23 protein-coding genes are annotated in these 26,215 nt (G+C 42.0%); 17 read left to right on the forward strand and 6 right to left on the reverse strand.

Going from position 1 to position 26,215, the window contains the following annotated elements; translation table 11 throughout:
* Positions 1–63 precede the first annotated feature (63 nt).
* The 3 genes from RMZ42_RS02690 to RMZ42_RS02700 are packed head-to-tail and all read left to right on the forward strand — an operon-like array spanning position 64 to position 1,814.
* Positions 64–465 (forward strand): cupin domain-containing protein, encoded by a 402-nt coding sequence (locus RMZ42_RS02690; RefSeq protein ID WP_322669942.1) that lies wholly within the window; start codon positions 64–66, stop codon positions 463–465.
* Positions 465–992, forward strand: a complete 528-nt coding sequence (locus tag RMZ42_RS02695; RefSeq protein WP_322669943.1) for a cyclophilin-like fold protein — start codon at positions 465–467, stop codon at positions 990–992. Before RMZ42_RS02690 ends, RMZ42_RS02695 begins: the two co-directional genes overlap by 1 nt.
* A 48-nt stretch (positions 993–1,040) precedes the next feature.
* Entirely contained in the window at positions 1,041–1,814 is a 774-nt protein-coding gene (locus RMZ42_RS02700; RefSeq protein ID WP_322669944.1) for an SDR family oxidoreductase, read from the forward strand.
* A gap of 31 nt (positions 1,815–1,845) precedes the next feature.
* Here the strand turns inward: RMZ42_RS02700 and RMZ42_RS02705 are convergent, their stop codons facing one another.
* On the reverse strand, positions 1,846–2,022 hold the full coding sequence (locus RMZ42_RS02705) for a hypothetical protein (protein WP_322669945.1): 177 nt from the start codon (positions 2,020–2,022) through the stop codon (positions 1,846–1,848).
* On the opposite strand from RMZ42_RS02705, the gene RMZ42_RS02710 reads away from it, so the two are divergent.
* Together RMZ42_RS02710 and RMZ42_RS02715 are read left to right on the forward strand one after the other, a co-directional pair.
* Positions 2,021–2,146, forward strand: coding sequence for a hypothetical protein (locus RMZ42_RS02710; protein ID WP_322669946.1), 126 nt, complete (start codon positions 2,021–2,023; stop codon positions 2,144–2,146). The genes RMZ42_RS02705 and RMZ42_RS02710 overlap by 2 nt on opposite strands.
* 86 nt (positions 2,147–2,232) lie before the next feature.
* Complete coding sequence (locus tag RMZ42_RS02715) at positions 2,233–3,240, forward strand: aldo/keto reductase (protein ID WP_322669947.1); 1,008 nt, start codon at positions 2,233–2,235, stop codon at positions 3,238–3,240.
* A 217-nt stretch (positions 3,241–3,457) separates the two neighbouring features.
* Here RMZ42_RS02715 and rsgA read toward each other — a convergent pair whose 3' ends face one another.
* Positions 3,458–4,519: a ribosome small subunit-dependent GTPase A gene (rsgA, locus tag RMZ42_RS02720; RefSeq protein WP_322670046.1), complete on the reverse strand. Its 1,062-nt coding sequence runs from the start codon at positions 4,517–4,519 to the stop codon at positions 3,458–3,460.
* Positions 4,520–4,986: 467 nt separating this feature from the next.
* On the opposite strand from rsgA, the gene RMZ42_RS02725 reads away from it, so the two are divergent.
* Together RMZ42_RS02725 and RMZ42_RS02730 are read left to right on the forward strand one after the other, a co-directional pair.
* Positions 4,987–7,356, forward strand: a complete 2,370-nt coding sequence (locus RMZ42_RS02725; protein ID WP_322669948.1) for a glycoside hydrolase family 31 protein — start codon at positions 4,987–4,989, stop codon at positions 7,354–7,356.
* Between the two features lie 186 nt (positions 7,357–7,542).
* A complete protein-coding gene (locus RMZ42_RS02730) occupies positions 7,543–11,586 on the forward strand; it encodes a PAS domain S-box protein (RefSeq protein ID WP_322669949.1) in 4,044 nt (1,347 codons plus the stop codon).
* Positions 11,587–11,927: 341 nt separating this feature from the next.
* Here RMZ42_RS02730 and RMZ42_RS02735 read toward each other — a convergent pair whose 3' ends face one another.
* Positions 11,928–12,410 (reverse strand): DUF4168 domain-containing protein, encoded by a 483-nt coding sequence (locus RMZ42_RS02735; protein WP_322669950.1) that lies wholly within the window; start codon positions 12,408–12,410, stop codon positions 11,928–11,930.
* A 109-nt stretch (positions 12,411–12,519) separates the two neighbouring features.
* On the reverse strand, positions 12,520–13,509 hold the full coding sequence (holA, locus tag RMZ42_RS02740) for a DNA polymerase III subunit delta (protein WP_322669951.1): 990 nt from the start codon (positions 13,507–13,509) through the stop codon (positions 12,520–12,522).
* Between the two features lie 413 nt (positions 13,510–13,922).
* On the opposite strand from holA, the gene RMZ42_RS02745 reads away from it, so the two are divergent.
* On the forward strand, positions 13,923–14,711 hold the full coding sequence (locus RMZ42_RS02745) for a DUF1868 domain-containing protein (RefSeq protein WP_322669952.1): 789 nt from the start codon (positions 13,923–13,925) through the stop codon (positions 14,709–14,711).
* 189 nt (positions 14,712–14,900) lie between these two features.
* Here the strand turns inward: RMZ42_RS02745 and RMZ42_RS02750 are convergent, their stop codons facing one another.
* Positions 14,901–15,686: an RDD family protein gene (locus RMZ42_RS02750; protein ID WP_322669953.1), complete on the reverse strand. Its 786-nt coding sequence runs from the start codon at positions 15,684–15,686 to the stop codon at positions 14,901–14,903.
* A gap of 45 nt (positions 15,687–15,731) precedes the next feature.
* Entirely contained in the window at positions 15,732–16,577 is an 846-nt protein-coding gene (locus tag RMZ42_RS02755; RefSeq protein WP_322669954.1) for a hypothetical protein, read from the reverse strand.
* An 80-nt stretch (positions 16,578–16,657) separates the two neighbouring features.
* On the opposite strand from RMZ42_RS02755, the gene RMZ42_RS02760 reads away from it, so the two are divergent.
* The 9 genes from RMZ42_RS02760 (at position 16,658) to RMZ42_RS02800 (ending at position 26,164) form a co-directional block, all read left to right on the forward strand.
* Positions 16,658–17,611 (forward strand): stage II sporulation protein M, encoded by a 954-nt coding sequence (locus RMZ42_RS02760; RefSeq protein WP_322669955.1) that lies wholly within the window; start codon positions 16,658–16,660, stop codon positions 17,609–17,611.
* 103 nt (positions 17,612–17,714) lie between these two features.
* A complete protein-coding gene (locus RMZ42_RS02765) occupies positions 17,715–18,284 on the forward strand; it encodes a Uma2 family endonuclease (protein WP_322669956.1) in 570 nt (189 codons plus the stop codon).
* A gap of 48 nt (positions 18,285–18,332) precedes the next feature.
* Positions 18,333–19,151, forward strand: coding sequence for a DUF6745 domain-containing protein (locus RMZ42_RS02770; protein ID WP_322669957.1), 819 nt, complete (start codon positions 18,333–18,335; stop codon positions 19,149–19,151).
* A gap of 302 nt (positions 19,152–19,453) precedes the next feature.
* Positions 19,454–20,497 (forward strand): phosphate ABC transporter substrate-binding protein PstS, encoded by a 1,044-nt coding sequence (gene pstS, locus RMZ42_RS02775; RefSeq protein WP_322669958.1) that lies wholly within the window; start codon positions 19,454–19,456, stop codon positions 20,495–20,497.
* Positions 20,498–20,728: 231 nt separating this feature from the next.
* Entirely contained in the window at positions 20,729–21,706 is a 978-nt protein-coding gene (gene pstC, locus RMZ42_RS02780) for a phosphate ABC transporter permease subunit PstC (protein WP_322669959.1), read from the forward strand.
* A 73-nt stretch (positions 21,707–21,779) separates the two neighbouring features.
* Positions 21,780–22,661 carry a phosphate ABC transporter permease PstA gene (gene pstA, locus RMZ42_RS02785; protein ID WP_322669960.1) on the forward strand — a complete coding sequence of 294 codons (882 nt, stop codon included), beginning with the start codon at positions 21,780–21,782 and terminating at the stop codon, positions 22,659–22,661.
* A 71-nt stretch (positions 22,662–22,732) separates the two neighbouring features.
* Positions 22,733–23,512 carry a phosphate ABC transporter ATP-binding protein PstB gene (gene pstB, locus RMZ42_RS02790; RefSeq protein ID WP_322669961.1) on the forward strand — a complete coding sequence of 260 codons (780 nt, stop codon included), beginning with the start codon at positions 22,733–22,735 and terminating at the stop codon, positions 23,510–23,512.
* A 416-nt stretch (positions 23,513–23,928) separates the two neighbouring features.
* Positions 23,929–24,708 carry a phosphate ABC transporter ATP-binding protein gene (locus RMZ42_RS02795; RefSeq protein ID WP_322669962.1) on the forward strand — a complete coding sequence of 260 codons (780 nt, stop codon included), beginning with the start codon at positions 23,929–23,931 and terminating at the stop codon, positions 24,706–24,708.
* Between the two features lie 181 nt (positions 24,709–24,889).
* Positions 24,890–26,164: a transposase-like zinc-binding domain-containing protein gene (locus tag RMZ42_RS02800; protein ID WP_416211782.1), complete on the forward strand. Its 1,275-nt coding sequence runs from the start codon at positions 24,890–24,892 to the stop codon at positions 26,162–26,164.
* The last annotated feature ends 51 nt before the right edge of the window (positions 26,165–26,215 follow it).

The raw sequence follows: 26,215 nt of genomic DNA on the forward strand, positions 1-26,215 counted from the left end.
TTGATTGGGTAAGAGGCTTGCCTCCTAGCCACAAAAATTACATCAAGTGAAGGAATTAAGAAAATGGACATCAAAAGAAGTGGCTCACAGCCTTCTGCCAAAGGGCCGGCTGATTATTTTACCGGCACTGTCCGCATCGATCCCCTATTCGAGGCGCACGATCCAGCACGCACGTCTGGAGCCAGTGTCACGTTTGAGCCTGGCGCTCGGACAGCATGGCACACGCACCCATTGGGACAAACCTTGATCGTGACGGCTGGCTGTGGTCTTGTACAGCGCTGGGGTGGCGCGATCGAGGAAATTCGACCGGGTGACGCAATCTGGATCTCGCCGGGTGAGAAGCATTGGCACGGTGCTACAGCAACCACGGCGATGACGCACATCGCTATTCAGGAATGGCTCGATGGTAAGCCTGTGGACTGGATGGAGCATGTCAGCGACGAGCAGTATGGAGGAATATCTTAGTGCTGTTGAGATGGTTTTTCATCAAGGGGAAAAACTGCCAGCAGAGAATGCTGATTTTGGTTCTCGCCCTAGCGATGTCCCTGAATTACTCAGCCTGCCGTGCCGACAACAATATTACTAGCAGTGCCTCGTTGAAGATGCCGACTGAAATATCAACCAAGCAGGCAGACAGTATGAAGATAAACATCAAGGTCAAAGACAAAGTTGTTACAGCCACTTTAATCGACAGCAAAACCACTGAGGATTTTATTTCCCTGCTGCCATTAACGCTGACGTTAGAAGATTACGCGACAACCGAAAAAATCAGCGATCTGCCAAAAAGATTATCTACAGAAGATGCACCCCCAGGCAGCGATCCTGCTGTTGGAGATATTGCTTATTACGCTCCTTGGGGGAATTTGGCGATGTTTTATAGAGATTCTGGATACGCAAACGGACTCGTTATCCTCGGAAAAATAGATGGTGGCATCGAGGCATTTAATGTGCCTGGCTCTGTAGAAGTGACAATCGAGCTTGTTCAATCGTAATAAAAGGGGCGACAGGCTTGTTAAGTAAAGAATTAAAGGAAAAAAATCATGACAACGAACGAGAATGGAAAGTACACAGGAAAAGTTGCGTTTGTAACCGGAGCAGCGAACGGCATCGGTCGAGCTACGGCGCTGGCATTTGCCCGTGAGGGCGCTAATGTAGTGGTCGCCGACGTTTCAGAACAGGGCAATCAAGAAACGGCACGCACGATCGAAGAACTCGGCGGACGAGCGATCGCCGTCAAGTGCAACGTAACGCAAGCTGAGGACGTGAAGGCAGCTCTTTCCAAGACCATTGAAACCTTCGGGCGGCTGGACTTTGCCTTCAACAACGCCGGCGTGGAGCAGAAAAATACAGCAACAGCCCAAATCGAAGAGGAAGAGTGGGATCGGATCGTAGACATCGACCTGCGCGGCGTTTTTCTGTGCATGAAGTATGAAATTCCGTTGCTACTCAAGCAAGGTGGCGGCGCGATCGTGAACACATCATCGGGTGCTGGGGTCATAGGCATCAAGGGCGGAGCCGCATACACCGCCGCAAAACACGGCGTAATCGGACTCACCAAGTCGGCGGCTCTCGATTATGCCTCGCAAAACATCCGCGTCAACGCCGTTGCCCCTGGTTACATTAACACACCGATGATGGATCGCTTCACTGGCGGCACTGCTGAAGGACGCAAGCAGGTAATCTCGGAGGAGCCGGTCGGACGGATGGGCCAGCCCGAAGAGATTTCCAATGCCGTTGTCTGGCTGTGTTCAGACGCGGCTGCCTTTATCATCGGACACGCCTTGGTCGTCGATGGCGGTCAAACAGTGCAGTGATTGTTCGTCGCCAACTGCCGACTTTGCGGTATTACCAGCTTGGTCGGTCTACAACGGCACGCAGCAGGGTGACCCAGCAAAGTTGGGCGATGCTCTGGTCAAAATCGCCGGGATGGAGAATCCGCCGAAGTTGTTCGTTGCCGGAAGTGATGCCCTTGCGACGATCGCGTCGGCTGTCGAGGAACGGTTGCAGGCGACGCGCGCCCATGAAGAGCTATCGAAATCAACAGATGGTTCGTTCTAGCGATCGCGCAAGAAGCATCATCATCAAATCCACGGACATGATGCACATTGCCATTCAGCAACAAATCGACGGCAAGACTGTGGACTAAATGGAACAGGTCAGCAACGAACAATACCAGACCTGATCGTAGATTAAGACAGTTCGACCTTTAAATCAAAGACAGGAGTTCAAAAAATGCAAAAGCGCAAACTTGGAAACAGTAATCTGGAAGTCTCGGCGATCGGGCTGGGCTGTATGGGAATGAGCTTTTCTTATGGCCCGCCCAAAGACACACAAGAGATGACCGCTCTTCTGGGGGCCGCTATCGAACGCGGCATAACATTCTTTGACACCGCCGAGGTCTACGGCCCGTTCCTAAACGAAGAACTGGTGGGCGAAGCCCTCGCTCCCTTCCGCGATCGAGTGGCGATCGCCACCAAATTCGGGTTCGACATCAGTCCGAATTCCGATCCTCGTGGGATGAAGGGTTCACCCGGATTGAATAGCCGACCGGAGCATATTAAGGAAGTCGTAGAGGGTTCACTCAAGCGACTCAAGGTCGAGGCGATCGACCTGCTCTATCAGCACCGGGTTGACCCGAACGTGCCGATCGAAGACGTGGCAGGAGCGGTGAAAGAACTGATTCAGTCAGGTAAGGTGAGGCACTTTGGACTCTCAGAAGCAGGAGTGCAAACGATTCGTCGCGCCCACGCCGTTCAGCCTGTCACTGCTCTCCAGAGCGAGTACTCACTGTGGTGGAGAAAGCCTGAAGCGGAAGTGATACCGACCCTGGAGGAACTTGGCATCGGCTTTGTCCCCTACAGCCCTTTGGGCAAGGGCTTTCTCACGGGCAAGATCGACGAAAGCACGACTTTTGACAGCTCCGACTTCCGCAGCACCCTGCCTCGCTTCACTAAGGAGGCTCTCAAAGTGAATCAAGCCCTGATCGATCTGCTCGGCAGCATCGCCGAACGGAAGCAGGCGACACCTGCTCAAATTGCGATCGCCTGGCTGCTGGCCCAGAAGCCGTGGATTGTTCCGATTCCAGGCACCACAAAGCTGCATCGCTTGGACGAAAACATCGGGGCAGTCTCAGTTGAACTCACACCCGACGATCTGCGTGACATCGATGACGCCGCCTCCAAAATTGCGGTGCAAGGCGCTCGGTATCCCGAAAAGCTGGAACAAATGACCGGTCGTTAAACTGGCACTAAGTTAAGCCGTATAGTAGGCAAGGTAAGGTATGACTGGTTCCCTGCCTCTAGTAGTCTGCCAAGGGAACTTGGCGGAGAAAAGGGGAAGGGGGAAGGTGGGGCCCCCTTTGGGGATAAGGGGCAGGGGGAAAGGGTTTAAATCCCTTACCCTTTTCCCTTTCCCCTTTCCCCAGTCCTCACAAGCACATTTTTGGGTTGACAGACTACTAGCGTTTGTGATGATTTCGCATAGATTTATGAATCTTCTTCCATCGTTCTTTCTCAGCTAATTGCGCCCTTTGGTCTTGTTTGCGGTTAAGGTAGTCGAGTTCTTTTTGTAACTTTTGGTAGCTAAGAAATCTAGAATAATCAAGTTCTCCCTCAGCCAAAGCCTGCTGCACGACACAACCCGGTTCGTTATTATGCTGACAATTGCGGAAATGGCATTCTTGCGCTAAAGTTTCGATGTCTGCAAAAGTTTCTTGCAAACCTTCATCACCTGCCCAAATTTGAATTTCCCGCATTCCTGGAGTATCAATAATTAATCCGCCAGTAGAGAGCAAAATCAACTCACGATTAGTTGTTGTGTGTCTACCTCGGTCATCACCTTGCCGTACTGGTTGCACAACTTGCACAGATGCACCTTGCAGTTGGTTGGTGATGGTGGATTTACCAACACCAGAAGACCCCAACAAAGCAACTGTTTGTCCTGGTTGCAAGTAAGGTTTTAAGGCATCCAATCCTTGATGATTGGTGGCACTTAAAACTACAATTGGTACACCCAAAGCAACTGCTTCTACTTGGGTTAAATACTCTTCCAGAGAATTGCACAAATCTGCTTTATTTAACATAATTACCGGATTTGCACCACTTTCCCAAGCCAGAATCAGATAACGCTCAACTCTTCTTGGGTTAAAATCGCCATCCAATCCTGAGACTAAGAAGACTGTATCAATATTCGCTGCAACAATTTGTTCTTCTGTTTTACTACCCACCGTCTTACGAGAAAACTTGCTTTTCCTGGGTAAAATCTCGTTGATAGTGGCTCGTCCTTCAGATTCTCTAACACTAATTACAACCCAATCTCCAACGGCGGGAAAATCTTGTGGTTGAGAAGCCCGATGCCGCAATTTACCTGAAACTTCTGCTGAAAGTTCCCCTTGTTCGCTATAGAGGGTGTAAGTATTTCTGTATTCAATAGCAACCCTACCAACGCTAAATCCTTGTAAGCGATAGGGTTCAAAACTGCGAGCAAAAAAGTTACTCCAGCCTAAATAATCCAAATTCATTGATGTTTCCTCGATGTGTGCTACTTGTTTTGCACAAGGTTCCACAGAGGAAGACACTTCTATGCAGGGAGTTCTCCCCACACCAGAATGTCTGTGAATTCTAGTTTTCATTCCTGTAGAAAAGAGGACTGAACAGAATCTCTGCGCCTTGCGTTCTTTGAGTTGGAATGGTCAAAGTAACCCGGACTGCTAGTAATTCAGTCATAGTTCGTCCTCCTTATGTACTACAGTAAATAATCTACATTACTACATTAGCCTATTCCAGAAAATTGTTTAAATTATGCAATTTTAACTTTGATATTTATCGCGGATTGAAAGACCAATGCACAAGTTTGTACATTATAAAAACAATTTTGATAAAAAATATCTGCTCATCTTTCAGCAACTTCTAGCGAAAGAAAGAGTTTGAGGGTGAGTATCTCTGTAATCATGAATGCGGATAAGTGTTTACCTGCTAAATAACTGATATGCCGCAATATTTCGGAAAATTACCCACCACAAACCAAGCTTGGACAACTGTTAACAATGTAAAAGCTGTAACCTGGGAAAATAATATTGTTAATTTTGACTGTGGCGACTCACGCCTGACCATCAGCGTACTTACTCCGAATTTAATCCGCGTGCGTTTTGCACCAAATGGGGAATTTATGCCCCGCCGCTCTTGGGCAGTGACGCCAGATGATGCAGAATGGGCAATAACACCTTTTGCAGTGCGCGAAACTGAAGCAACAATCGAAATTGAAACAGCACAGATTCGTGTGTGCGTTCAGCGGGAAAAGTGTCGCATCGCCTGTTTTGACAAAGCTAATCGTCCCTTCGCCCAAGATGCAGATATGGGAATGGGTTGGCGGATGGGTGCAGTTGCAGGGTGGAAGGAAATTGCAGCCGACGAACATTTTTATGGCTTTGGCGAACGTACTGGCTTTCTGGATAAACTCAGCGAAGTAAAAACTAACTGGACAACGGATGCCTTAGATTATGATTCGCTGACTGATGAAATGTACCAGGCAATTCCATTTTTTATGGCTTTGCGTCCGCAAGTAAGCTATGGCATCTTTTTCAACACTACTTTTTGGAGTCAGTTCGATATCGGTGCTGAACAACCAGGTATTTGGAAGATGGAAACTCGTGGCGGTGAATTGGATTATTACATTATTTACGGCCCCGAACCAGCCCAAATCCTAGAGACTTACACTCAACTAACTGGGAGAATGCCATTACCGCCGAAATGGGCGCTAGGTTATCATCAATGCCGTTGGAGTTACGAATCAGAAAACGTTGTGCAAGAACTAGCAAAGGAATTTCGTCAACGCCGCATTCCCTGCGATGTTATTCACTTGGATATTGACTATATGCGGGGCTATCGAGTGTTTACTTGGAGTCCTCAACGCTTCGCAAATGCGGCAAAACTCATCAGTGATTTAGCAGAAGATGGTTTCAAAACAGTCACAATTATCGATCCTGGTGTGAAATATGAACCAGAAGGTAATTATCATGTTTTTGACGAAGGAATAGAAAACGACTATTTTGTGCGTAAAGCTGATGGTACGTTGTTTCACGGCTATGTTTGGCCTGAGAAAGCTGTTTTTCCTGATTTTTTACGTCCTGATGTGAGTAACTGGTGGGCTGATTTACACAAAAGCCTAACTGATATCGGTGTGGCAGGAATTTGGAATGATATGAATGAACCTGCCATAAACGATCGCCCTTTCGGCGATGATGGTGAAAAGATTTGGTTTCCCCTAGATGCACCGCAGGGAGGACAAAATTCAAAATTCAAAATTCAAAATTCAAAATTAGGAATTGATGTAACTCATACAGAAGTGCATAATTTGTATGGGTTGATGATGGCTAAAGCTTGCTATGAAGGGTTGAGACGGCATCGAAGTTCACAGCGATCTTTTGTGTTAACGCGATCGGGTTATGCTGGTGTGCAACGCTGGTCTTCTGTGTGGATGGGAGATAACCAATCGTTGTGGGAGCATTTAGAAATGTCTCTGCCGATGCTTTGTAACATGGGACTTTCGGGTGTGGGATTTGTGGGTTGCGATATTGGCGGGTTTGCTGGTAACGCCACTGCTGAATTATTCGCTCGGTGGATGCAGGTAGGAATGCTTTACCCATTGATGCGCGGTCACTCGGCAATGTCTACTGCTCGTCATGAACCTTGGGTATTTGGCGATCGCGTTGAAAATATCTGTCGAGAATACATTAATCTACGTTACCAGTTACTTCCCTATATCTACAGTCTTTTTTGGGAAGCGGCAACAACGGGCGCACCGATTTTAAGACCATTATTATACCACTTCCCCAACGATCCGAAAACCTACAGCCTCTACGATCAAGTATTGCTAGGTGCATCGCTGATGGCTGCACCAATTTACCGCCCTGGAGTTGAGCATCGAGCTGTCTACTTACCCTCTGGCACTTGGTATGATTGGTGGAGTGGCGATCGCTATGAAGGCCCGATTCACATTCTTGCTCATGCACCATTAGAAAGAATGCCACTGTATGTCCGTAGCGGTGCGATCGTCCCTATGCAACCTGTCAGCCAATACGTTGATGAATCGCCACTCGACGAGATTCGGTTACGAATTTGGCCTGGTAACAACGAATATCAGTTATTTGAAGATGATGGACAGACAAGCAAGTATCAAGATAATAACCACTCAATAACTAACATCCGTGTATTTACCCAGGCAAGCCAAACAGTAGTGGAAATTGCAGCAAGAGTTGGAAAGTGGACACCTCCACTGCGAGAAGCGATCGTAGAACTTGTAGGTGTTGGAGAGCAACGCTTTCAAGATGACGGTAAGCGACATAGCCTACAATTCTGAAATACTCGTAAAGGTGGTTTTTGAGCCACCATTATTTCCTACTTGAAATTATGCAAGAAAAAATATGCATAGAGGTAGATGAAAAAGTAGCCGAAGTGTAACCTACAATACAAAGAACATCAATGATTAGCTCGTAAGAAATACGTAAGTTTACCACGCTAGATAGATGCGGTTAGAGAACACTCAATGTTAAATATTAACCGCTTGCGGCTGCAAGATAGATTTAAAATCTCTACAAATGCACTTGTGGCAAGAGTCGCAAGTGCGATCGCTGTTTTTGTTGGTAGCTTGGTATTAGTTGGCTGGTGTCTTGGAATTGAGGTTCTTAAGCGCGGCTTCCCTGGTAGTCCTGCCACGATGAAAGTCAACACGGCGTTGTGTTTTGTGTTGTCTGGTGTGTCACTGTGGCTATTTTTCAAAGATGAGCAGGGGAGCAGGGGAGCAGGGGAGCAGGGGAGGCAGTGCGGTCTTGGGGGTTTCCCCCAGGAGCAACTGCCGTCGAGCAGGGGGGAAAGAAGAATTCAAAATTACCCGCATAGTTCCACAGCCTCCTTGCCCGTACTTACTTTTCTCATCTCTCAGGTCTGTGCAATAGCTGTCACCACAATTGCGGCGCTTACTCTATGTCAATATATATTCGGCTGGAATCTCGGCATTGACGAACTGGTGTTTCGTGATTCGCGAACTAGTATAGCGACATTGCATCCGGGGCGGATGGGGGTGAACACAGCACTGAACTTTATACTAGTCAGTGTCGCTCTACAAATTCTGATTCATCCAAAAAGCCACCGCAGTTATTGGTATGCCCAAATTATTACTCTGATTGCTACTTTAATTTCCTTTCAGGCGCTGATGGGCTATGCCTACCAAGTGAAAGTTCTTTACGGACTCGCTCCTTATACAACATCAATGGCGTTACACACAGCGCTGTTGTTCTTATTACTAAGTATAGGGATTCTATGGGCGCGGGCAGAACATGGCTTAATGAGGGTAGTTACAAGTGATAGTTACGGCGGCTTACTTGCACGTCGTTTACTAGTTGCCGCGATCGCAGTACCTTTTATATTAGGATGGGTAATTGTCGAAGGTCAACGGGCAGGACAATACGATCCGGCATTTGCAATATCGGTATTTGCGATCGTTTTGATTGTAATTTTTACTATTTTGATTTGGCAAAGTGCCAGGGTTATTGAACGCCTCAGCTATCAACGCGACCTTGCCCAAAAAGCACTGAGAACCTACGAAGCTAAACTAGGAAGTTTTGTAGATGCTAACGTCATCGGTATTCTCTTTAGCGATGTGTATGGCGGTATCCAGCAAGCAAACGACGAATTCTTGAGGATGATTGGTTACGCGCGGGAGGATTTGTTAACTGGTAAGTTCAGTTGGCGCAATATCACACCACCAGAGTATTTATATTTAGACGAACAAGGTATCGCTGAAGCCCAAGGAAACACCGACGCTGCTTGTACGCCCTACGAGAAAGAATTTATTCGCAAGGATGGTAGCCGTATCCCGATTTTAGTTGGTTACGTCCTGCTAGGAGAAAACCGCGAAGAGTCAGTAGCCTTTATCCTCGATTTGAGCGAACGCAAACAAGCAGAAGCAGAACAACAAAAATTAGCATTGCTTGTAGAAAATAGCTCTGACTTTATCGGCATTGCCACCCTTGAGGGTCAATTACTCTACATAAATGATGCAGGTCAAAAGTTGGTAGGGTTTGCCAACCTGAATGAAGTCAGGCAAAAAGCAGTATTAGATTACTTCATGCCCAAAGACAAAGCCTATTTTCAAAAATATATACTGCCGACTGTGCTATCAGAAGGGCGCTGGCAGGGAGAATTTTGCTTCCGGCATCTCCAAACAGGTCAACCGATACCAGTTGATTACAATATCTTCACTGTTACAGATAACAAAACAGGTCAGCCAATTGCCTTAGCAACTGTAACTCGTGACATCAGCGAGCAAAAGCAGACCCAGGAACAAATCTTACAGCTAAACAGGGATCTACAGCGCCGCATAACTGAATTACAAACTTTGTTGGAGGTAATTCCCATTGGAATTGGCATTGCCGAAGATCCAAAATGCCAAAATATTAAGGTCAACCTTTCTTTTGCGAAGCAGTTGGGGATATCGTCAGATACAAATGCCTCCCTCAGTGCTGACTTGGACGAAAGACCAACAAGCTTTAAAATCTATCGCCAGGGAAGGGAACTGTCAACAGAAGAACTCCCAATGCAGTACTCTGCTGCTCATGGTGTTGAGGTGATCGATTATGAACTCGATGTCATTCATGAAAATGGCAAAATTGTCAAGCTGTTGGAGTACGTTGCACCCCTGTTTGACGAAGAGGGTAAAACCAGAGGAAGCGTTGGCGCATTTTTAGATATTACGGAGCGCAAACAGGCAGAGGAAGTACTCCTAAAGCAGCAAAAATGGCTAGAGAATGTGTTAAATCTGATGCCAAGACCATTGCTGTTTATCGAACCAGGAACGGCGCGGGTAACTTTTGCCAATCGCTCTGCTGACGAATTAGCTGGGGGCGAATTTCCCAAAGGGATACCCGCCGAAGATTATCACACAGCTTACTACTATACAGATGCAGCTGGCGATCGCATCCCCAATGAACTGATGCCAGGAGTACGGGTTGCCCGTGGCGAAAGCCTGAATGGATTGGAGGTGGACTGGCATACTCCCGCTGGCGTGCGCTCTCTACTAGTATTTGCTGATACCTTACCAGCAATGCACGGTCATCCGGCTACCTGTATCTTAGTGTTCCAAGAAATCAGCAACCTCAAGACTGCACAAAAAGCCCTCTCATTAAGTTACAAAAGGTTAAAGCTACTATTTGACACAGCCAATGATTTATTATCGAGTCAGCAACCAGTAGTACTAATCGATAGCGTCTACCAAAAACTAAGAGACCAAATTGGTTTAGATATTTACTTTAACTATTTGGTTGAGGATAACTCTCAGGTAATGCGGCTAGAGTCTTACAGCGGCTTTTCCCCAGAACTAGCAAACCAAATCGAGTCCTTGGAATTTGGTGAAGCGGTTTGTAGGACTGTTGCCCAGGAGCGTTGTGCAATTGCTCTAGAGAATGTGCAGCAATCAATTGACCCGAAAACAGAATTGATTCGTTCTTTTGGAATTACAGCTTATTATGCATACCCATTAATAGCCCAAGGACGGTTATTAGGTACTCTTTCTTTTGGCAGCCGCACTCGGTTAAGCTTCACCGACAATCAAAAAGGGATGATGCAAGCAGTATGCGACCAAATAGCGATCGCAATGGAACGGGCTAGTTTAATTGCTTCTTTGCAACAACAAACTGAGCAGTTACAACAAGCCAACCGGATGAAGGATGAGTTTCTAGGGATATTATCGCACGAATTGCGATCGCCCCTCAATGCCATCCTTGGCTGGGCGCAATTACTGCAACGAAGCAAGCTCAGTGATAGCCAAATGGCTAGAGCAACGGAGACAATTGAACGCAACGCCAAAGCGCAAACCCAGTTAATTGAAGACTTACTGGATATATCGCGGATGAGTAGAGGCCAGTTACGCCTCAATGTCCGTACTTGTAATTTGGTTCCCATAATTGAGTCAGCCATCAAGACTGTTAGTTTAGCCGCTCAATCCAAGGAAATCGATTTGAGATTTTCCCTAATTTCCTCAAAAGCAACACCAAATTCAGATTGGGAATTAGGAGTTAATCGCGAAAATCTCGAATTTCCAGCAGCACAATCTCAAACTAATCAACATTCCAATGACAGCAAGCCGAGTGAAAATTCTCAATATTTAGTTTCCGGGGATTTCGAGCGCTTACAACAAATTATCTGGAATCTGCTATCCAATGCCATCAAATTTACACCCGTTGGCGGAAGGGTAGAGTTGCAATTGTCAGTGGTTAGTGGACAAGAAAAACAACAGACAACAGATAAATATGCCCAAATTCAGGTGATTGATACAGGCATTGGTATCAGTCCTGATTTTCTTCCTTACGTTTTCGATCGCTTTCGTCAAGCTGATAGTTCTAGCACTAGAATCTATGGTGGATTAGGACTAGGATTAGCCATCGTCCGTCATTTAGTAGAATTACATGGCGGTACTGTCCGCGCAGATAGCCCAGGCAAAGAACAAGGAGCGACGTTTACCGTCAAACTACCACTTCTGAAGAATGCCCACCTCGGCTCTTTTGCCCCTCTGCCCCCACCCCCTGGAGTTTAGTCAGCGACATCAGTATGCCCCACAAGGATGTGAGAACAAAAGAGAATTCCAGCCGCAACGTTAACAGATGATGCTACTCCGAAAGACCAATTATTGTAGAGACAACGATTCATCGCGTCTCTTGCCTTAACCGAAGAATATTAGGACGGACTTAGAAATGGGGCATTGGGGAATATGAATTAAATTCACCCCTATGTCTCCTAGAGAAAGAGGTTCGTTGCCTTATCTATATTTTCATGAATCAAATAGGACTACGATAATGTCCGAATAATTGAGTTTTGATTCCCATAGTAATTAGCCACTTTCTTACTAAGTGCCTTAATTGAAGTAGCCCCTTCTACTTATCGAGACTCAGCAGGTTGTTGCAGGCGTAATAGGGTATTGTAAACCTGCCTTTTTAAAATCGTATTATTTTGTAATTCTATAGTAATTTTATTGAACTGTTCAAATTTTAAACCATTATCTTCGACAATTTTTTGAGCGTGGTTACAGTAGTTAACTGCGATATCTTGAGCCTTCTTTGGAAGACCATTTATGCTATTAGAATCGTTGCAAACAATTTGGGGGATTTCTCCATTGCCAATAAGTTTTTTAATTTCTTCAAAAGCATTTTGACGGGCTGGCTCCATTGCTAGCACGGCTTGAGCGTAACTGTCGATTTCAGTATTGTTAACTATTGGTGCTGGAGTTTGAGCGTCAGCTTTAGAACTCAATGAAAAACCGTTAGAAATCACACTTACAGTAGCGATCGCACCGAAAAATAAAGATCGCGACAGGGTTCGCTTTCGGCTAGTTCGAGAAAATAAATCAGAAATTTTCTTCATATAGTGTATGACACGAAACTACATCAGGGATATTATAAGAACTTTGAATTATTTTCAGAGTTGGAAGTTCCAGGAACTGCTCAATAGATTAAGCTTTTATATTTGATTGTCAATTTCCTCGGCATACTTGACAAAGTTCGATTACTTTTGTCTGGAGTGTTGACATTTCTGATGCTCCTTGCTTAAGGCTAACCTCTAATTCCAGCAGTAGGGGTAAGCAAAAGATTAACTGTTGCACAGAAAGCAGCTTAATTTCTTGCTGTAAGAAGTAAATTCGTTTGGGATTACCGATGTCAGCGGCAACAGCGATCGCTTGTTGATTCCGTTCCCCACTTTCTATCATAATCTTCACCCACAGCCAGGTGCGAAATTGTCCAATCAGTGTCGCAACTATCCGTAATCCCGGCTCGGAAGCATTGCTCAAATCTGCTAGTGTTGTCAAAGCTTTACCTGTATCTCCTGTTCTGATTGCTGCTGCTAATTGTAAGCTATTTTGGGTAGTATTTCTTACTAACTTTGTAACAGTATCTGTGTCTAAAGGCTGATTGCTATCTTGGACATATAGCCGTAATTTCTCTAACTCATTATAAAGGAGCCGTGTATCATTTCCTACGGCTTCTGCCAACAGATGGGAAGTATTGGCAGTCAGTTTCACGCCTACAGTCTGGGCTGCTTGATTAACAGATTGCACCAGTAATTCTGTTTTCCAAGGTGGGATGAGAGGAAATTCTCGGAATTCGGTAGCAAACTGTTTTAACAATTTCGTGGATTTGAGGCGTTCATCTGGCTTATTGCGGCTGGTGAGCAATAAAAATGAGTTTTCGGGAATGACACTTAGCGATCGCCCCAATTCTGCCAACACATTCTCAGGACAGTGCTGACACAGAGTGGTGTTTATCAGCCATACCAAACGCCCACCAGCGCCAAAAGTAGGCGTCATCACCTGATTTAACGCCTGGATAGCAGCATCAGCTCGATCTGGGGAGAATGCAGTGTAATTAAAACTTGTCCATAGGGGATCGAGGACGCGATCGCGCAAAAGTGCGATCGCCTTTTCCATCGCAAAATCATCTTCACCCCAGTAAACATAGATTGGCATAGATAAACCTCTTAGTAGATGGGCATTAGGAGTGCTGAGTTAGGAGTTAAGAGTTAGGAGTTTTGTTTACCCCCTTGTCCATACGTGTCAACTTAACGCAAAACCCCTTGTCCGCCGGGAATTTCAATTCCCGTCTCATAGCTCAAGTCATCTGAAGATGACTAAATATCGCCAAAAATCTCCAGTCTACTTCAGTAGAGTTAAGCTAAAAGCCGGAAAATTTATTTCTGGGCGGGGATGTAAGCCAACAGATAAGCTATTTCCAGCTGAAGTTGACACCTATGCCCCTTGTCCCCCTATCTCTCTCATCTCCCCATTCCCCATTCGCAAAAATTAAATACTTTTGAAATCATTCTCTTAATCAAGGTAATTTTCCCTAAAATCTATCAAGTGAGAGCGTGAGGCTATGAAGATTGGACGACAACTATCAAACTTACTTAAATCGGTTAGCAAGACTGACGCTGCCAGAAGCCTACAGATCCCAAGCCCAGCATATTCAGGAATCTTCTAAATTTCAGCTACATTCTGGGTTGAGACAAGCGGCATCCTTTCCTGGCTATACGCTAATTACCCCGCCGGCAGAAGAAGAATCACACAATTCTGCTTTCTATGCCAAATTACAGACTTATCAACAGGAACTTTTGCAGTTGCCTGTAAACCGTAATTTGATTGTACCTGTACCTCCTGCTAGCTTCCATCTGACTTTAGCGGATTTAATTTGGGACAATGCTTACCTTGATGCCTACGAAAAAAATCCTAAATTTGACGAGGAGTTACACTCTTGTTTAGCTGAAATATTTCAAAAATATCAACAATTGGTGACAAACAGAAGTCATCCAATTAAATGGCAAATGCTGGGACTAATACTGATGCCAAGAGCCATAGCCATTTGTTTAGTCCCCCAAGATGAACGCTGTTACGAGGAAATTATTCAATTTCGTCGAACAATTTATCAAAATCCCAAGTTAATTGCCTTGGGTATTGAGCAGCATTATCACTTCACAGCCCATGTTACATTAGCCTATTTTGGGGAGGTTCCATCTGACCTAGACCGGATAAACTTCAGCACTATACTTTCTCAATTGAATGAACAATGGCTGTTGAATTTGCCAGAATTCTCGATCGATCGTGTTGAATTACGAAAGTTTGACAACATGACACGCTATTATCGTGAATCAGACTGGCCGATTCTGGATTTTTAAGTAATTAGGGACTTCCAAGAAATAAATTATCCAATCTTGTGGGGTGGGCATCTTGCCCGCCTTTGGTTACTGGGCGCTCGTGTCGCCCATCCCACAATAAATAATTGGATATTTTTTTATTTGAAAGTCCTTTAATTAGTAGTCAGTAGTTTCTACTCACTGACTACTGACTACTCATTAGTAATTAGCTTAAAATTTCGGTTGTTGATAACCGAGGTAAATTGCTTCTAAAAAAACATCAGGCGTAACAGCTTCTGGCAATTTTTCTAAATTAATAATAGCTTTAACTTGCTCGGCTAGCTTTAGAGATAGTGAGGTTCTTGCCTTTAACGACATTGCACCACGTCGCTGTAAATACTCACGGATAACAGCAAAATCATCTGGCATCAATTGCGATAAATCAGCAATTTCGATTAACTGTTCATGAAGTCCTTTTGCCTGTTCCGAAATTGTCAATCTTGCAGATGTAGTGGGTGTTTGGGCTTGAATTACAATTGTGCCAGCAGCCAAATCACCTAAGCGCTTTTCACGGCTACCCAACATAATTAAAAAAGCACCGATAAACAAAGTTTCATCAAAGGGTCGCAGTAAAGCACGTAGCGTTGCTTGTTGTAGCCCGATCAGTCTACCATCATCTCGAACTACACGAATTTTGGCAAACCGTTTACCAGGAGTTTCCCCAAACCATAAGGTTTCAAAAAATACAAAATAGCCGATGTAAATTGCAAAGGCGATAATGAAGAAAATTGCTAACAACCAAATATCTAAATTTGTTAATTTTTTAAAAAAATATTCAACAAAATTTAACAGCTGTGTCGAGAAGACACTCCAAGTAAGGACAAACAGAAGCAAAGTTACACCCAACACTGTATAGTCAATCAGGAGTGCCAAAACTCGATTACCGATTCCCGCGAGAGTGAATTCCAACTCTACACTTTCTGGAGTCTGGAATGTGATGCGATTAAAAAAGCGCATATTTTAACTAATTCAAAATTAATAGAGTTGGATTAAGATGTTGAGTTAACGAAAATCTTGCGAGGGAGGTTCTCGTAATTGCAAACCTAGACCTTCACGCCGACTACGCAAGTCCAAGTATAAAACAGCTTTTAGTGCTTGCCAAAATGGCATGACTAAAACTCCACCGATCAAACTGCCAATCACAGAAATAATATACACAATCGAGTAAATAGCAGTACCAGGCTCAAGTTTAATTAGGAATAAGCTAGGTATATAGTTTAATACAAACACCAACGGCATTGTAACGATAAAAGCAACTAAAACAATGCCTTGAATGCGAAAGACTGAGGCTTTAGTTAACTCCCAACTTCTGGCAACACTTTCGCCACCATTGATATTTTCCTCAACTGCTAAGGGTACTTCAGCTACTATCCAACGAGAGTAGAACCAGGTTAGTCCTAACAATATAATGCCTGCCGTTACAATTATTACCAATGTGGTTATGACTATAACGCCTGAAGTACCTAATATTCCTCCTAATGCTACTCCAATCAAGCTAGCTACTACACCGCCCACGATTGCTAATCCAATATAAATTAGCAGTAAATATATACCTACTTGCAAACCAACTCTTAAAAATGACCAAAGACGTGGATTAATATGGCTCCTGGCAGTTTGAACACCTTCAGGTTGGTAAATCAATTCTCCAAAAGCCAAGCGTGAAATTAGTCCAGAGATGGCTGCATATTTTGCCCAACCATACACAGGAACTAGAACCCACAAGTGCGCGATCGCAGCTAGGTTAAGATAAGTCTTCAAATGAGAACGATACAACCGTACCGCAGCACTGACAACGTTACCGATACTCAGTGGTTGTATCTGGCCGGAAGATCCAAAGTTTTCAGACATAATGCTAAATTTCCCTTGAAATTACGGAGATCAATTTGAGGCTATCTTAAGCTAAGTTAAACTCAGTGTTCCCAAAATTCATGAATATTCAACGTTGGATTGCGCGACGAGAACCGAATTGGCAGCGTTTAGATGCCTTATTAAGGCAGATAGAAAAAAAAGGGTTAAAGTCCCTACGAGCAGCAGAAATTAGAGAGTTAGCGAGTTTGTATCGTTCCGTAGCGGCAGATTTGGCACGCGCCCGCACTCAGAAAATCGGCAATACTTTAATCCAAAGTTTACAATCTTTAACAACTCGTGCTTACACGCAGATTTACCAAGGTTCGCGGCGACAAGAATGGCAGGCAATCCTAGAATTTTATCGTTGGGGATTACCATCTGTAGTCCAGAAAACATTTGTATATATTGCTGCGGCAACGGCGCTGTTTTTTCTAGGCGCACTAGTAGCTTGGTGGTATTCCTGGCAAAACCCCAGCTTTATGCCTTTAATCGTACCTGAAAGCTTGATTACCAAGGTACGAGATGAACATAAATTATGGATGGGTTCAATTGTTGGTGTTGAACCTCTGGCATCTAGCGGGATCGCAATCAATAATTTGTCGGTATCTTTTGGGGCTGTCGCTGGTGGTATGACAGGTGGAGCATACACAGCCTATTTGATGGTATTTAATGGTTTATTAATTGGTGCTGTTAGTACTTTAGTCGGTCAAAATAATCTGGCTTATCCTTTTTGGGCCTTTGTATTTCCGCATGGTTCCTTAGAATTACCTGCAATCTTTTTTGCTGGGGGAGCGGGATTTTTATTAGCTAAAGCAATTTTATTTCCTGGTAAATATCGCCGTGGAGATGCATTGAAATTCTATGGTTATCAAGCAGTGCAGCTAGTATTTGGGATTGTACCAATGTTGATTATTGCTGGTGCGATCGAAGGCTTTTTCTCCCCTAATCCTAACGTACCTGAGCCGATTAAATATCTAGCAGGGATAGGATTATTTATACTTTTGGTAATGTATTGTAACCGCAAGGAAACATAAAATAATTTAGATTGCGGCTGATTGGTAAATTGAAAAAGTATTTTAGAATAAGGTAAATACTAACTATGTAAATAAATCATCATAAATTGAAGTTAGGATAATCATGGTACAAACATCAAATAAAAGATTGACTCTAGAAGAGTTTCTTACACTACCAGAAACTAAACCCTATTGCGAATACATCAACGGTCAAATCATTCCAAAACCTATGCCTCAAGGAAAACATAGCACTATTCAAGGAGAACTATGTCCCACAATCAATTCTGTTATCAAAGTCCAAAAAATGGGTTGGGCTTTTCCAGAATTACGTTGCACTTTTGCAGGACGTTCTATAGTTCCCGATGTCGCTGTATTCTCTTGGGCAAGGCTTCCTGTAGACGAAAATGGTGATATTGCCAATACATTTTCCGCAGCACCCGACTGGATAATCGAAATTCTCTACCCCGAACAAAGCCATACAAAAGTTACAAAAAAAATCTTACACGCTCTCAATCACGGGACTCAAATGGGTTGGTTAATTGACCCTGATGAGCGATTCATTGCTGTTTATCCTGCAAGACAACAACCTTTACCTTTTGAGGAAGTTGAATCTGTTTTGCCAGTGCCAGAGTTCTGTCAGGGGTTACAGTTGACGGTAGGTGATATTTTTGGATGGTTAAAGGTGACTGCATAACAAATATTCTGTTCAACCTAACTTACTATTTTTACACTGAAAATATATATGCCAAAACGTATCATCACCGAACTATCTGATGAGCAAGAGGCAATGCTTCCCATTTATAGAGATAAGTGGCGATCGATACAAATATCAACTGAATCAATTGAGCAAGAAAAAGTCGCAGCAATAATCAAAACTGCTTATGCGGTGAGTGATTATCCTGAGCCTGAGATATTATTCTATAGCAGTCCTATGACCGCAATTGAGAAGATTCTTACTATTGAGAACTTTAAGGCATATCTAGGGCGCGATATCCACATGAAATTCGGTAAAAGAGTAATAGATCACCTTCTACATGGAATAACGCAACAACTTGACGAACATCTCTGTATCAGATTGCGGAACCAAGTTCAACACCCTGAATTTCCGTACTACTCAACTGAGAGTCATCCACTAGTTTCATACTTTCCGTATACAGGAAGATGTCTTAAACATCAACTAATTGCCGATCTCGACAAGCTTAAACTTGAATTTACTGATATTTTATACTTTACAAACAACCTGACTAGACCAGCAGAATGGGCAATTTGGGGTTGTATACTAGATTTTTGTATCTCAGTTCTTAATCTTCAACACGACAAGAAAAAATGGCATGTACTTCAAGAATTGATGCAACATTGTGGTTTAATATTCCAATTTGAAAAGGTTTGTATAGTCTGCGATCGCCCTTGCAAGTTGTCTTTTGACGAAGAAAATATGCTTCATGCTGACGAGGAAGCTGCTCTTCAATTTGCTGACGGCTATAGTGTTTATGCTTGCCACGGAAAACATCCTTCTCAAGAAGAGCAATATTATCAGCAGCAAGATCCTGAGTCTGTTTAGATGTGCAATTCTAGAGACTCACCGATAAATATCTGTGTTTATCTCTTTTTTACTGAAGTGAAAATTTTGAGATTGCGTGATTTACTCAATTTTAATTATTTAAATTAAAATTTAAATTTTTATTAATTTTTAATCAAATAATTTAGTCAATCAAAATCAATAAGCAAAAATCTTTTAATTCAATATTTAAACATATCTTAATTTATTGCTTATCAATTCTTAAATAAGGTTTAACCATACAAAATGTAGCCTGTTTAAGACTGGAATTACAGCAGTAAAATATTCCTTTAATCAGAGGTAATATGATTTTTTCGACCGCCATATTGAATCGTGTCGTTGCTACTTCAATGGTGACAACTTCTGTTGCACTTAGTCCATTTTTTGGTGCGATCGCACAAGCTGAAACTCTCAATGGTGCAGGAGCAACTTTCCCAGCTCCGCTTTACGAACGCTATGCTCGTGAAGTGAAGAAGAAATATCCAGACTTGAAAATTAACTACCAAGCAATTGGTAGTGGTGGTGGTATTCGTCAAGTCATCGCTGGAACCGTTGACTTTGGTGGTAGTGATGCTGCAATGAAAGATGATGAAATTGCTAAAGTCAAGAATGGTGCAATTTTAGTACCTACAGCAGGCGGTGCTGTTTCTGTTGTTTACAATCTTCCAGGCGTTAACAATCTCAAATTATCCCGCGCTACACTACCAGCAATTTATTCAGGTCAAATTACCAAATGGAATGACGCGAAAATTAAAGCTGATAATCCAGGCGCTAATCTACCAAATCAAACAATTAAATTTGCTGTTCGTGCCGATGGTAGCGGTACAACTTTCATTTTTACAAATCACTTAAGTGCCATCAGCGGTTATTTTAAAGGCAGAGTTGGAACTAACACTGCTCCAAAATGGAATCTGCCAAACGTCCTCAAAGGCAAAGGAAATCCAGGTGTAGCTGCTATAGTAGCTCGGACTCCTGGTTCTATTGGTTATGTAGAATATAGCTACGCTGTCAAAAATAATCTGAAATCAGCACTGGTACAAAATAAGAACGGAGAATTTGTTGCTCCTTCTTTAGAATCTGCAAATGCAGCTTTATCAACTGTCACTTTTCCAAACAACTACCGCGTTTTTATAGGAGATCCAGGACAAGGTTATCCCATTGTCGGTCTTACTTGGATGATGGTTTACAAACAGTATGCTAATGCTGCTAAAGCTGATGCAATTAAGAAATGGATTAATTGGGTATTGAAAGACGGTCAACAGTATAACGACGATCTGAACTACACCAAAATTCCATCTGATGTAGCAAATCGAGTGCTTCAGACAGTGAATAGCTCTGTCAAGCCTTAATTTGTAATTTTTAGAAATTATGTACAAGAGATTTCCCAATTCCCTTAAAAAGGGAAGGATGCTTTGAATATAGCAATCCTAAATGAGATTGTGAAAACTTTTGTTATGGTCGTCCTTGCTCATTTGTCCTTTGTAATTGCAAATAACAAAGGACAAATGATTAATGACGAATGACAGACTGAGTTAATAACTCGCTCTAATAGTAAGAAAAAACTATTTTATTGATTTGTAATGGCAAATTTATTAGAGAAATCAAATCTAGGTGATGAAAATTTCAATCTAACTACTACTAGCGGCACAAATTTCTGGTTTGACCAAGGTTTTACACGGCTAGTATACTTTTTTGCTGTGATTACTGTTGCAATACTATTGTTAATGAGTTGGGTAATTTTACACGAAGCTCTACCAGCCATTAAGCAGTTTGGAATGGGGTTTTTGTGGGGACAAGATTGGGATACAGGTAATCAGATTTTTGGTGCATTACCCTATATTTATGGAACTTTAGTAAGTAGTGCGATCGCTATTTTATTCGCTGTCCCTGTGGGAATTGCAGTAGCCTTGGTCACAAGTGAAAATTTTTTACCTACATCGCTGCGAATCACCCTAGCATTTGTTGTTGAATTAATTGCTGCAATTCCTAGTGTAATTATTGGTTTATGGGCGATTTTTGTCTTTATTCCAGTTCTAGAACCTCTACAAAAGTGGTTAGCCAGTACTTTTAAATGGATACCACTGTTTAATACAGAAGATCCTTCTGGGACTAATATGTTGACTGCTGGAATTATTCTCGCCATCATGATTTTGCCCACAATGGCAGCAATTAGTCGTGATGTCTTAATGGCTATCCCTAAAGAATTACGTTCTGCATCTATGGCTTTGGGTGGCACTCGTTGGGAAACAATTTTTCGAGTCTTGCTACCATCTGGATTTTCTGGAATAGTAAGTGCAGCAATGCTTGCTTTAGGACGAGCTTTGGGTGAAACAATGGCCGTTACTATGGTGATTGGTAACTCTGCTCAAATCAGCGCTTCTTTACTCGATCCAGCTTATACAATTCCCTCTGTATTAGCTAATGAATTTGCCGAAGCTGAACCGGGTTTGCATATAGGTGCTTTAAGCTATTTAGCATTGATTTTGTTTGGGTTGACTTTAGCTGTAAATATTGGCGCTGTCATCTTAGTGAAGTGGGTTGTCAGAAAAAATAAATAACACTATCTTATTTTTAAATTCCTACAAATACCTCAGTTAACAAGACATTTATCAATAAAAATTTGTCAAACTTATGAGTGGTTACATTCAATCAGAAAAAGATGAATCTTTGGCGGCAGAATTATGCAGTCCTCTGCCAAGAAAGCGGGTAATATTTACCTATGCAATGAATGCGATCGCCTTTGGTCTTACAGGTCTAGTACTCATTCCTTTATTATCAATTTTGTGGGAAATTTTGATCCGGGGAATATCTGGACTCAAATCAGAAATGTTTGTCAAAGCAGTTATTGATAATGGCTTTGGCAATGCTATCTTGGGAACCATAATTATGGTGGTAATTGGTGCTATTTTAAGCATTCCCACAGGAATCATGACAGGAATTTTCTTAGCAGAATTTAGTCAAACTAATCCAGTTGCTAGTATTGTTCGCTTTGTCACCAGCATTCTTACAGGCGTACCTTCAATTGTTGTCGGCGTGTTTGCTTATGGTGTAATAGTTTTGGTCACTAAAGGATTTAGTGCGATCGCAGGTGGTTTTGCTTTAGCCGTAATTATGCTACCTGTAATTATACTGACAACAGAAGAATCCTTAAAACTGATTCCTACATCTCAACGCCTCGCCTCTGCTGCTTTAGGTGGAACTCGCTTCCAAACTACTTTTCGCATTGTTGTAACTACTGCAATCCCCGGAATTACTACAGGTATTTTATTAGCTGTAGCTCGTGCGGCTGGTGAAACAGCACCCTTAATTTTTACCGCTTTATTTAGTTTAGATTGGTCAGAAGGATTGTTAAGTCCTACAGCTTCTTTACCAGTATTGATTTTTAACCTCTACAACGACCCCGATCCACAGAAAAGTCAATTGGTCTGGACTACTTCTATAGTTCTACTCGGCTTAATTTTATCTGTCAGTATTCTTTCTCGCTTAGTTATTAGGCAAAGAAAAATCAAATGAGAATTCTATAATATTTATCCTGGTTCCTGAATCCTATTTTTATCAATTTTTCTTTCGCACCTTGGGCAAGCATGAGTAACCTAATTCCAGCTATCAAAGTTAAAAATATCAGCTTTTACTATGGGACAACAAAAGCTATTGAAAAGGTATCAATAGATATTTATCAGAACCAAGTAACTGCAATTATTGGCCCTAGTGGTTGTGGTAAATCTACCTTCATCAAAATTCTTAATCGCATTAGCGAATTAGAAGGGCCTGTCAAAGTTGAAGGAGATGTAGAATTTTTTGGTCAGAATATTTACGATCGTCGTGTCAACATCAATCGGTTACGCCGCCAAATTGGTATGGTGTTTCAAAAACCGAATCCTTTTGGGATCAGTATTTATGAAAATGTTGCCTACGGGATGAGAATAGCAGGTAGGCATTCAAAATTAGAATTAGATGAAATTGTCGAATCTGCACTTCACAGCGCTGCTCTTTGGGATGAAGTCAAAGATAAGCTCGATAAATCAGCTTTAGGGCTTTCTGGCGGTCAGCAACAAAGATTATGTATTGCCCGTGCTTTAGCAGTCAAGCCAAAAGTTTTGCTAATGGATGAGCCTTGCTCGGCTCTTGACCCCATCGCCACCATGAAAGTTGAGGAACTACTTCATAGCTTACAGTCTGAGTTGACAATTGCGATCGTTACCCATAATATGCAGCAAGCCGCTCGCGTTTCTGATTTTACGGCTTTCTTTAGCACCGATGAAAGTCGGATTGGTCAAATGGTTGAATTTGGCGCTACAGAGCAAATATTTAACAATCCACTCGATCCTCGCACCCGCGACTACATTTCAGGGCGTTTCGGTTAAGGTACGTTCTAGCGTGACTTATTGATTTTTGTCGAGCTATCTTGCACTAAAAGATACTTATAAAGTGTAGTTGAAAAAAGTTACTAATTTATTTTTATAAATAAATTAACTTCTTACTACCCATGAGGAGTATATAATATTCGTATTTTGATTTCTACATAGCTATTTTAAATCGAACCAGACCTAATCCTTGTTCAATAGTTAAGGTGTGAAAGGTGGGTATAAAAAGTTTGTAAAAGATAAATTTTGAGGCATAACTTTAATATAAGTATCGACTAACAGTTTATCTGCTGTATAGCTACTGTATGGCTACGTAATTTCCATGAATATCTTCTTTTGGGGGTAACATAGTGAAACAGCGGTGCTAATTTGTACTACTTTACCTAGTCAGGTTTTGTTTCAGACGTTTTAGGAATATGAGTAAACTAATTCCAGCCATCAGAGTCAAAAACTTCAGCTTCTCTTACGACACTCAAAAGATAGTTGAAGGCGTGTCAATGGATATTTACCAAAACAAAGTCACGGCAATTATTGGTTCTAGTGGTTGTGGGAAGTCTACTTTTCTTAAATCGTTAAATCGCATGAGTGAATTAGAGGCAGAAGTAAGGGTTGAAGGAAAAGTAGAATTTTTTGGGCAGAGTATTTATGAGCGTCGCGTTAACATCAATCGCTTACGCCGCCAAGTTAGTATGGTTTTTCCCAAGCCAAATCTTTTTCCCATGAGCGTTTACGATAATGTTGCTTATGGGGTGAAGTTAGTTGGATGGCATCCGAAAGTAGAATTAGATGGAATTGTTGAATCTGCCATCAAAGCTGCCGAACTTTGGGATGAAGTGAAAAATAAACTACACAAATCTGCTTTAGAGCTTTCTGGCGGTCAACAACAAAGATTATGTATTGCCCGTGCTTTAGCGGTCAAACCTAACGTTTTGTTGATGGATGAGCCTTGTTCAGGTCTCGATCCTATGGGTAGTATGAAAATCGAGAATTTAATCCATAACTTGCGTTCTGAGTTGACAATTGTGATTGTTACTCACAATATGCAGCAAGTTACTCGCCTATCTGATTTTACGGCTTTCTTTCATAGTAATGAAAATCGTATTACTCAAATGGTTGAATTTGGTACTACAAATAAAATATTTACTAACCCTGTGGATTTTCGCACCCGCGACTACATTTTCGCCCGCGTCAGTTAAAGCGTTTCACTCTAGCGATTTAGAAGTATATGACATAGTGCAAGTGGAAATTAAGATTGAATTTAATTTCTGCTTGCTTTGAGTTTTTCTTGTCTTAGGCAATGCAGACTGATATTGACAGTCTGTTTTTATACTCTATATTTAGAGGAAAGTATCTTCTCTAAACCACCTAAATCATAAAATGAAATGTCCTCGGTGCGAATCTACTTCATATCGTAAAAATGGTCGTCGGAATGACAAGCAGAATTACCTCTGCAAAAATTGTGGTAAACAATTCCTAGAATCTGCATTCTCTCGTTCCTTAGAAACTGACTTGCTTGCTAACAGCAACGGATATACTAAAGTATCTACGGCTGAAACGACAGAACTTTCTTTATTAAAAAACCTGCCCGAAGAAGAAATCGCAGAAAAAAGCCTTAGCTCTTTTAGTTTGACATTAGCTGAACAACTGCTGCAAACAATATTATCGCCTAGTTGGTTAGAATCTGCTGCTTTGAGCCAATTTATCCAAAAAATTCAACCAAAAGCTGAAATAAAATATCAATTAGATACAGGAATATCACTTCTACTTTTGGATGCAGAAAACTTAAAATTAGATATTAATTCAGAATTATTTTTAGCTAGTGTCTGTAAGTATCCTCTCCAATTTAAAATGGCATTTGCTAACTGGAAAAATCCAAGTATTGGAAAGCAAGATATTGAACTATATAACCGTGGCTATCAACTTGTCCATGTGCCAGAAGGTAAGGATAGTGCTGATGCAAAAATGATTGCTTTCGGTGCTTGTATTGTACGTTCTTATCCAACCGTTAAAGAAATATTAGTCTGTTCTAGCGATGGGATTTTAAGTCACCTCTGTAATGAACTCCAAAACCAAGGATTAATTGTCTATTGGGTACGTAGACAAGGGCAAACTTTGCATATAGAAAACCGGAATACTGGCAAATTCACTCATTATTCTTTAGCAATGGCAACAGAAGTTCCATCTTTAGAAAAAGTGGTTGAGCAAATTCAAGATTTAATTAAAAATGAACAAGATTCAATCAATACTCGATTACACAGGTTAACAACGATTGCAAGTTTGTTTCAAGAAAGATCCAATATCAATAATAAATCTCATCATAAGCAACCAGAAATTGAAGAAATTACCCCTATTATAAATAATTTATCTGCACAATTAATTCAAGAAGATACTGCGAAAATCCCTAATGAAAAAACATTAGATAAATTATTATTAAAAATTATTCAAGATATACAAACAAAGTCTCCCCAAACTCAAGTGTCTGTGTCCAAACTAGGCTCAGAGTTACGGAGAATAACCGGAGAATCTCCTAATTCAATTATTAAAAAATTAAAGTTAGGTTCCAATTTTACCAAATATCTACAATCATCTCCCACGTTTACATTAAAAATGAATGGCAAGGAATATGAGGTAATGCCGCTATTCTCCGAATAGATACTTTTTAGATGTCTACGTATAACCTGAGCCTATAATTCAGTATTATGT

The organism is Nostoc sp. DedQUE05, assembly GCF_034530955.1.
GTDB lineage: Bacteria > Cyanobacteriota > Cyanobacteriia > Cyanobacteriales > Nostocaceae > Nostoc.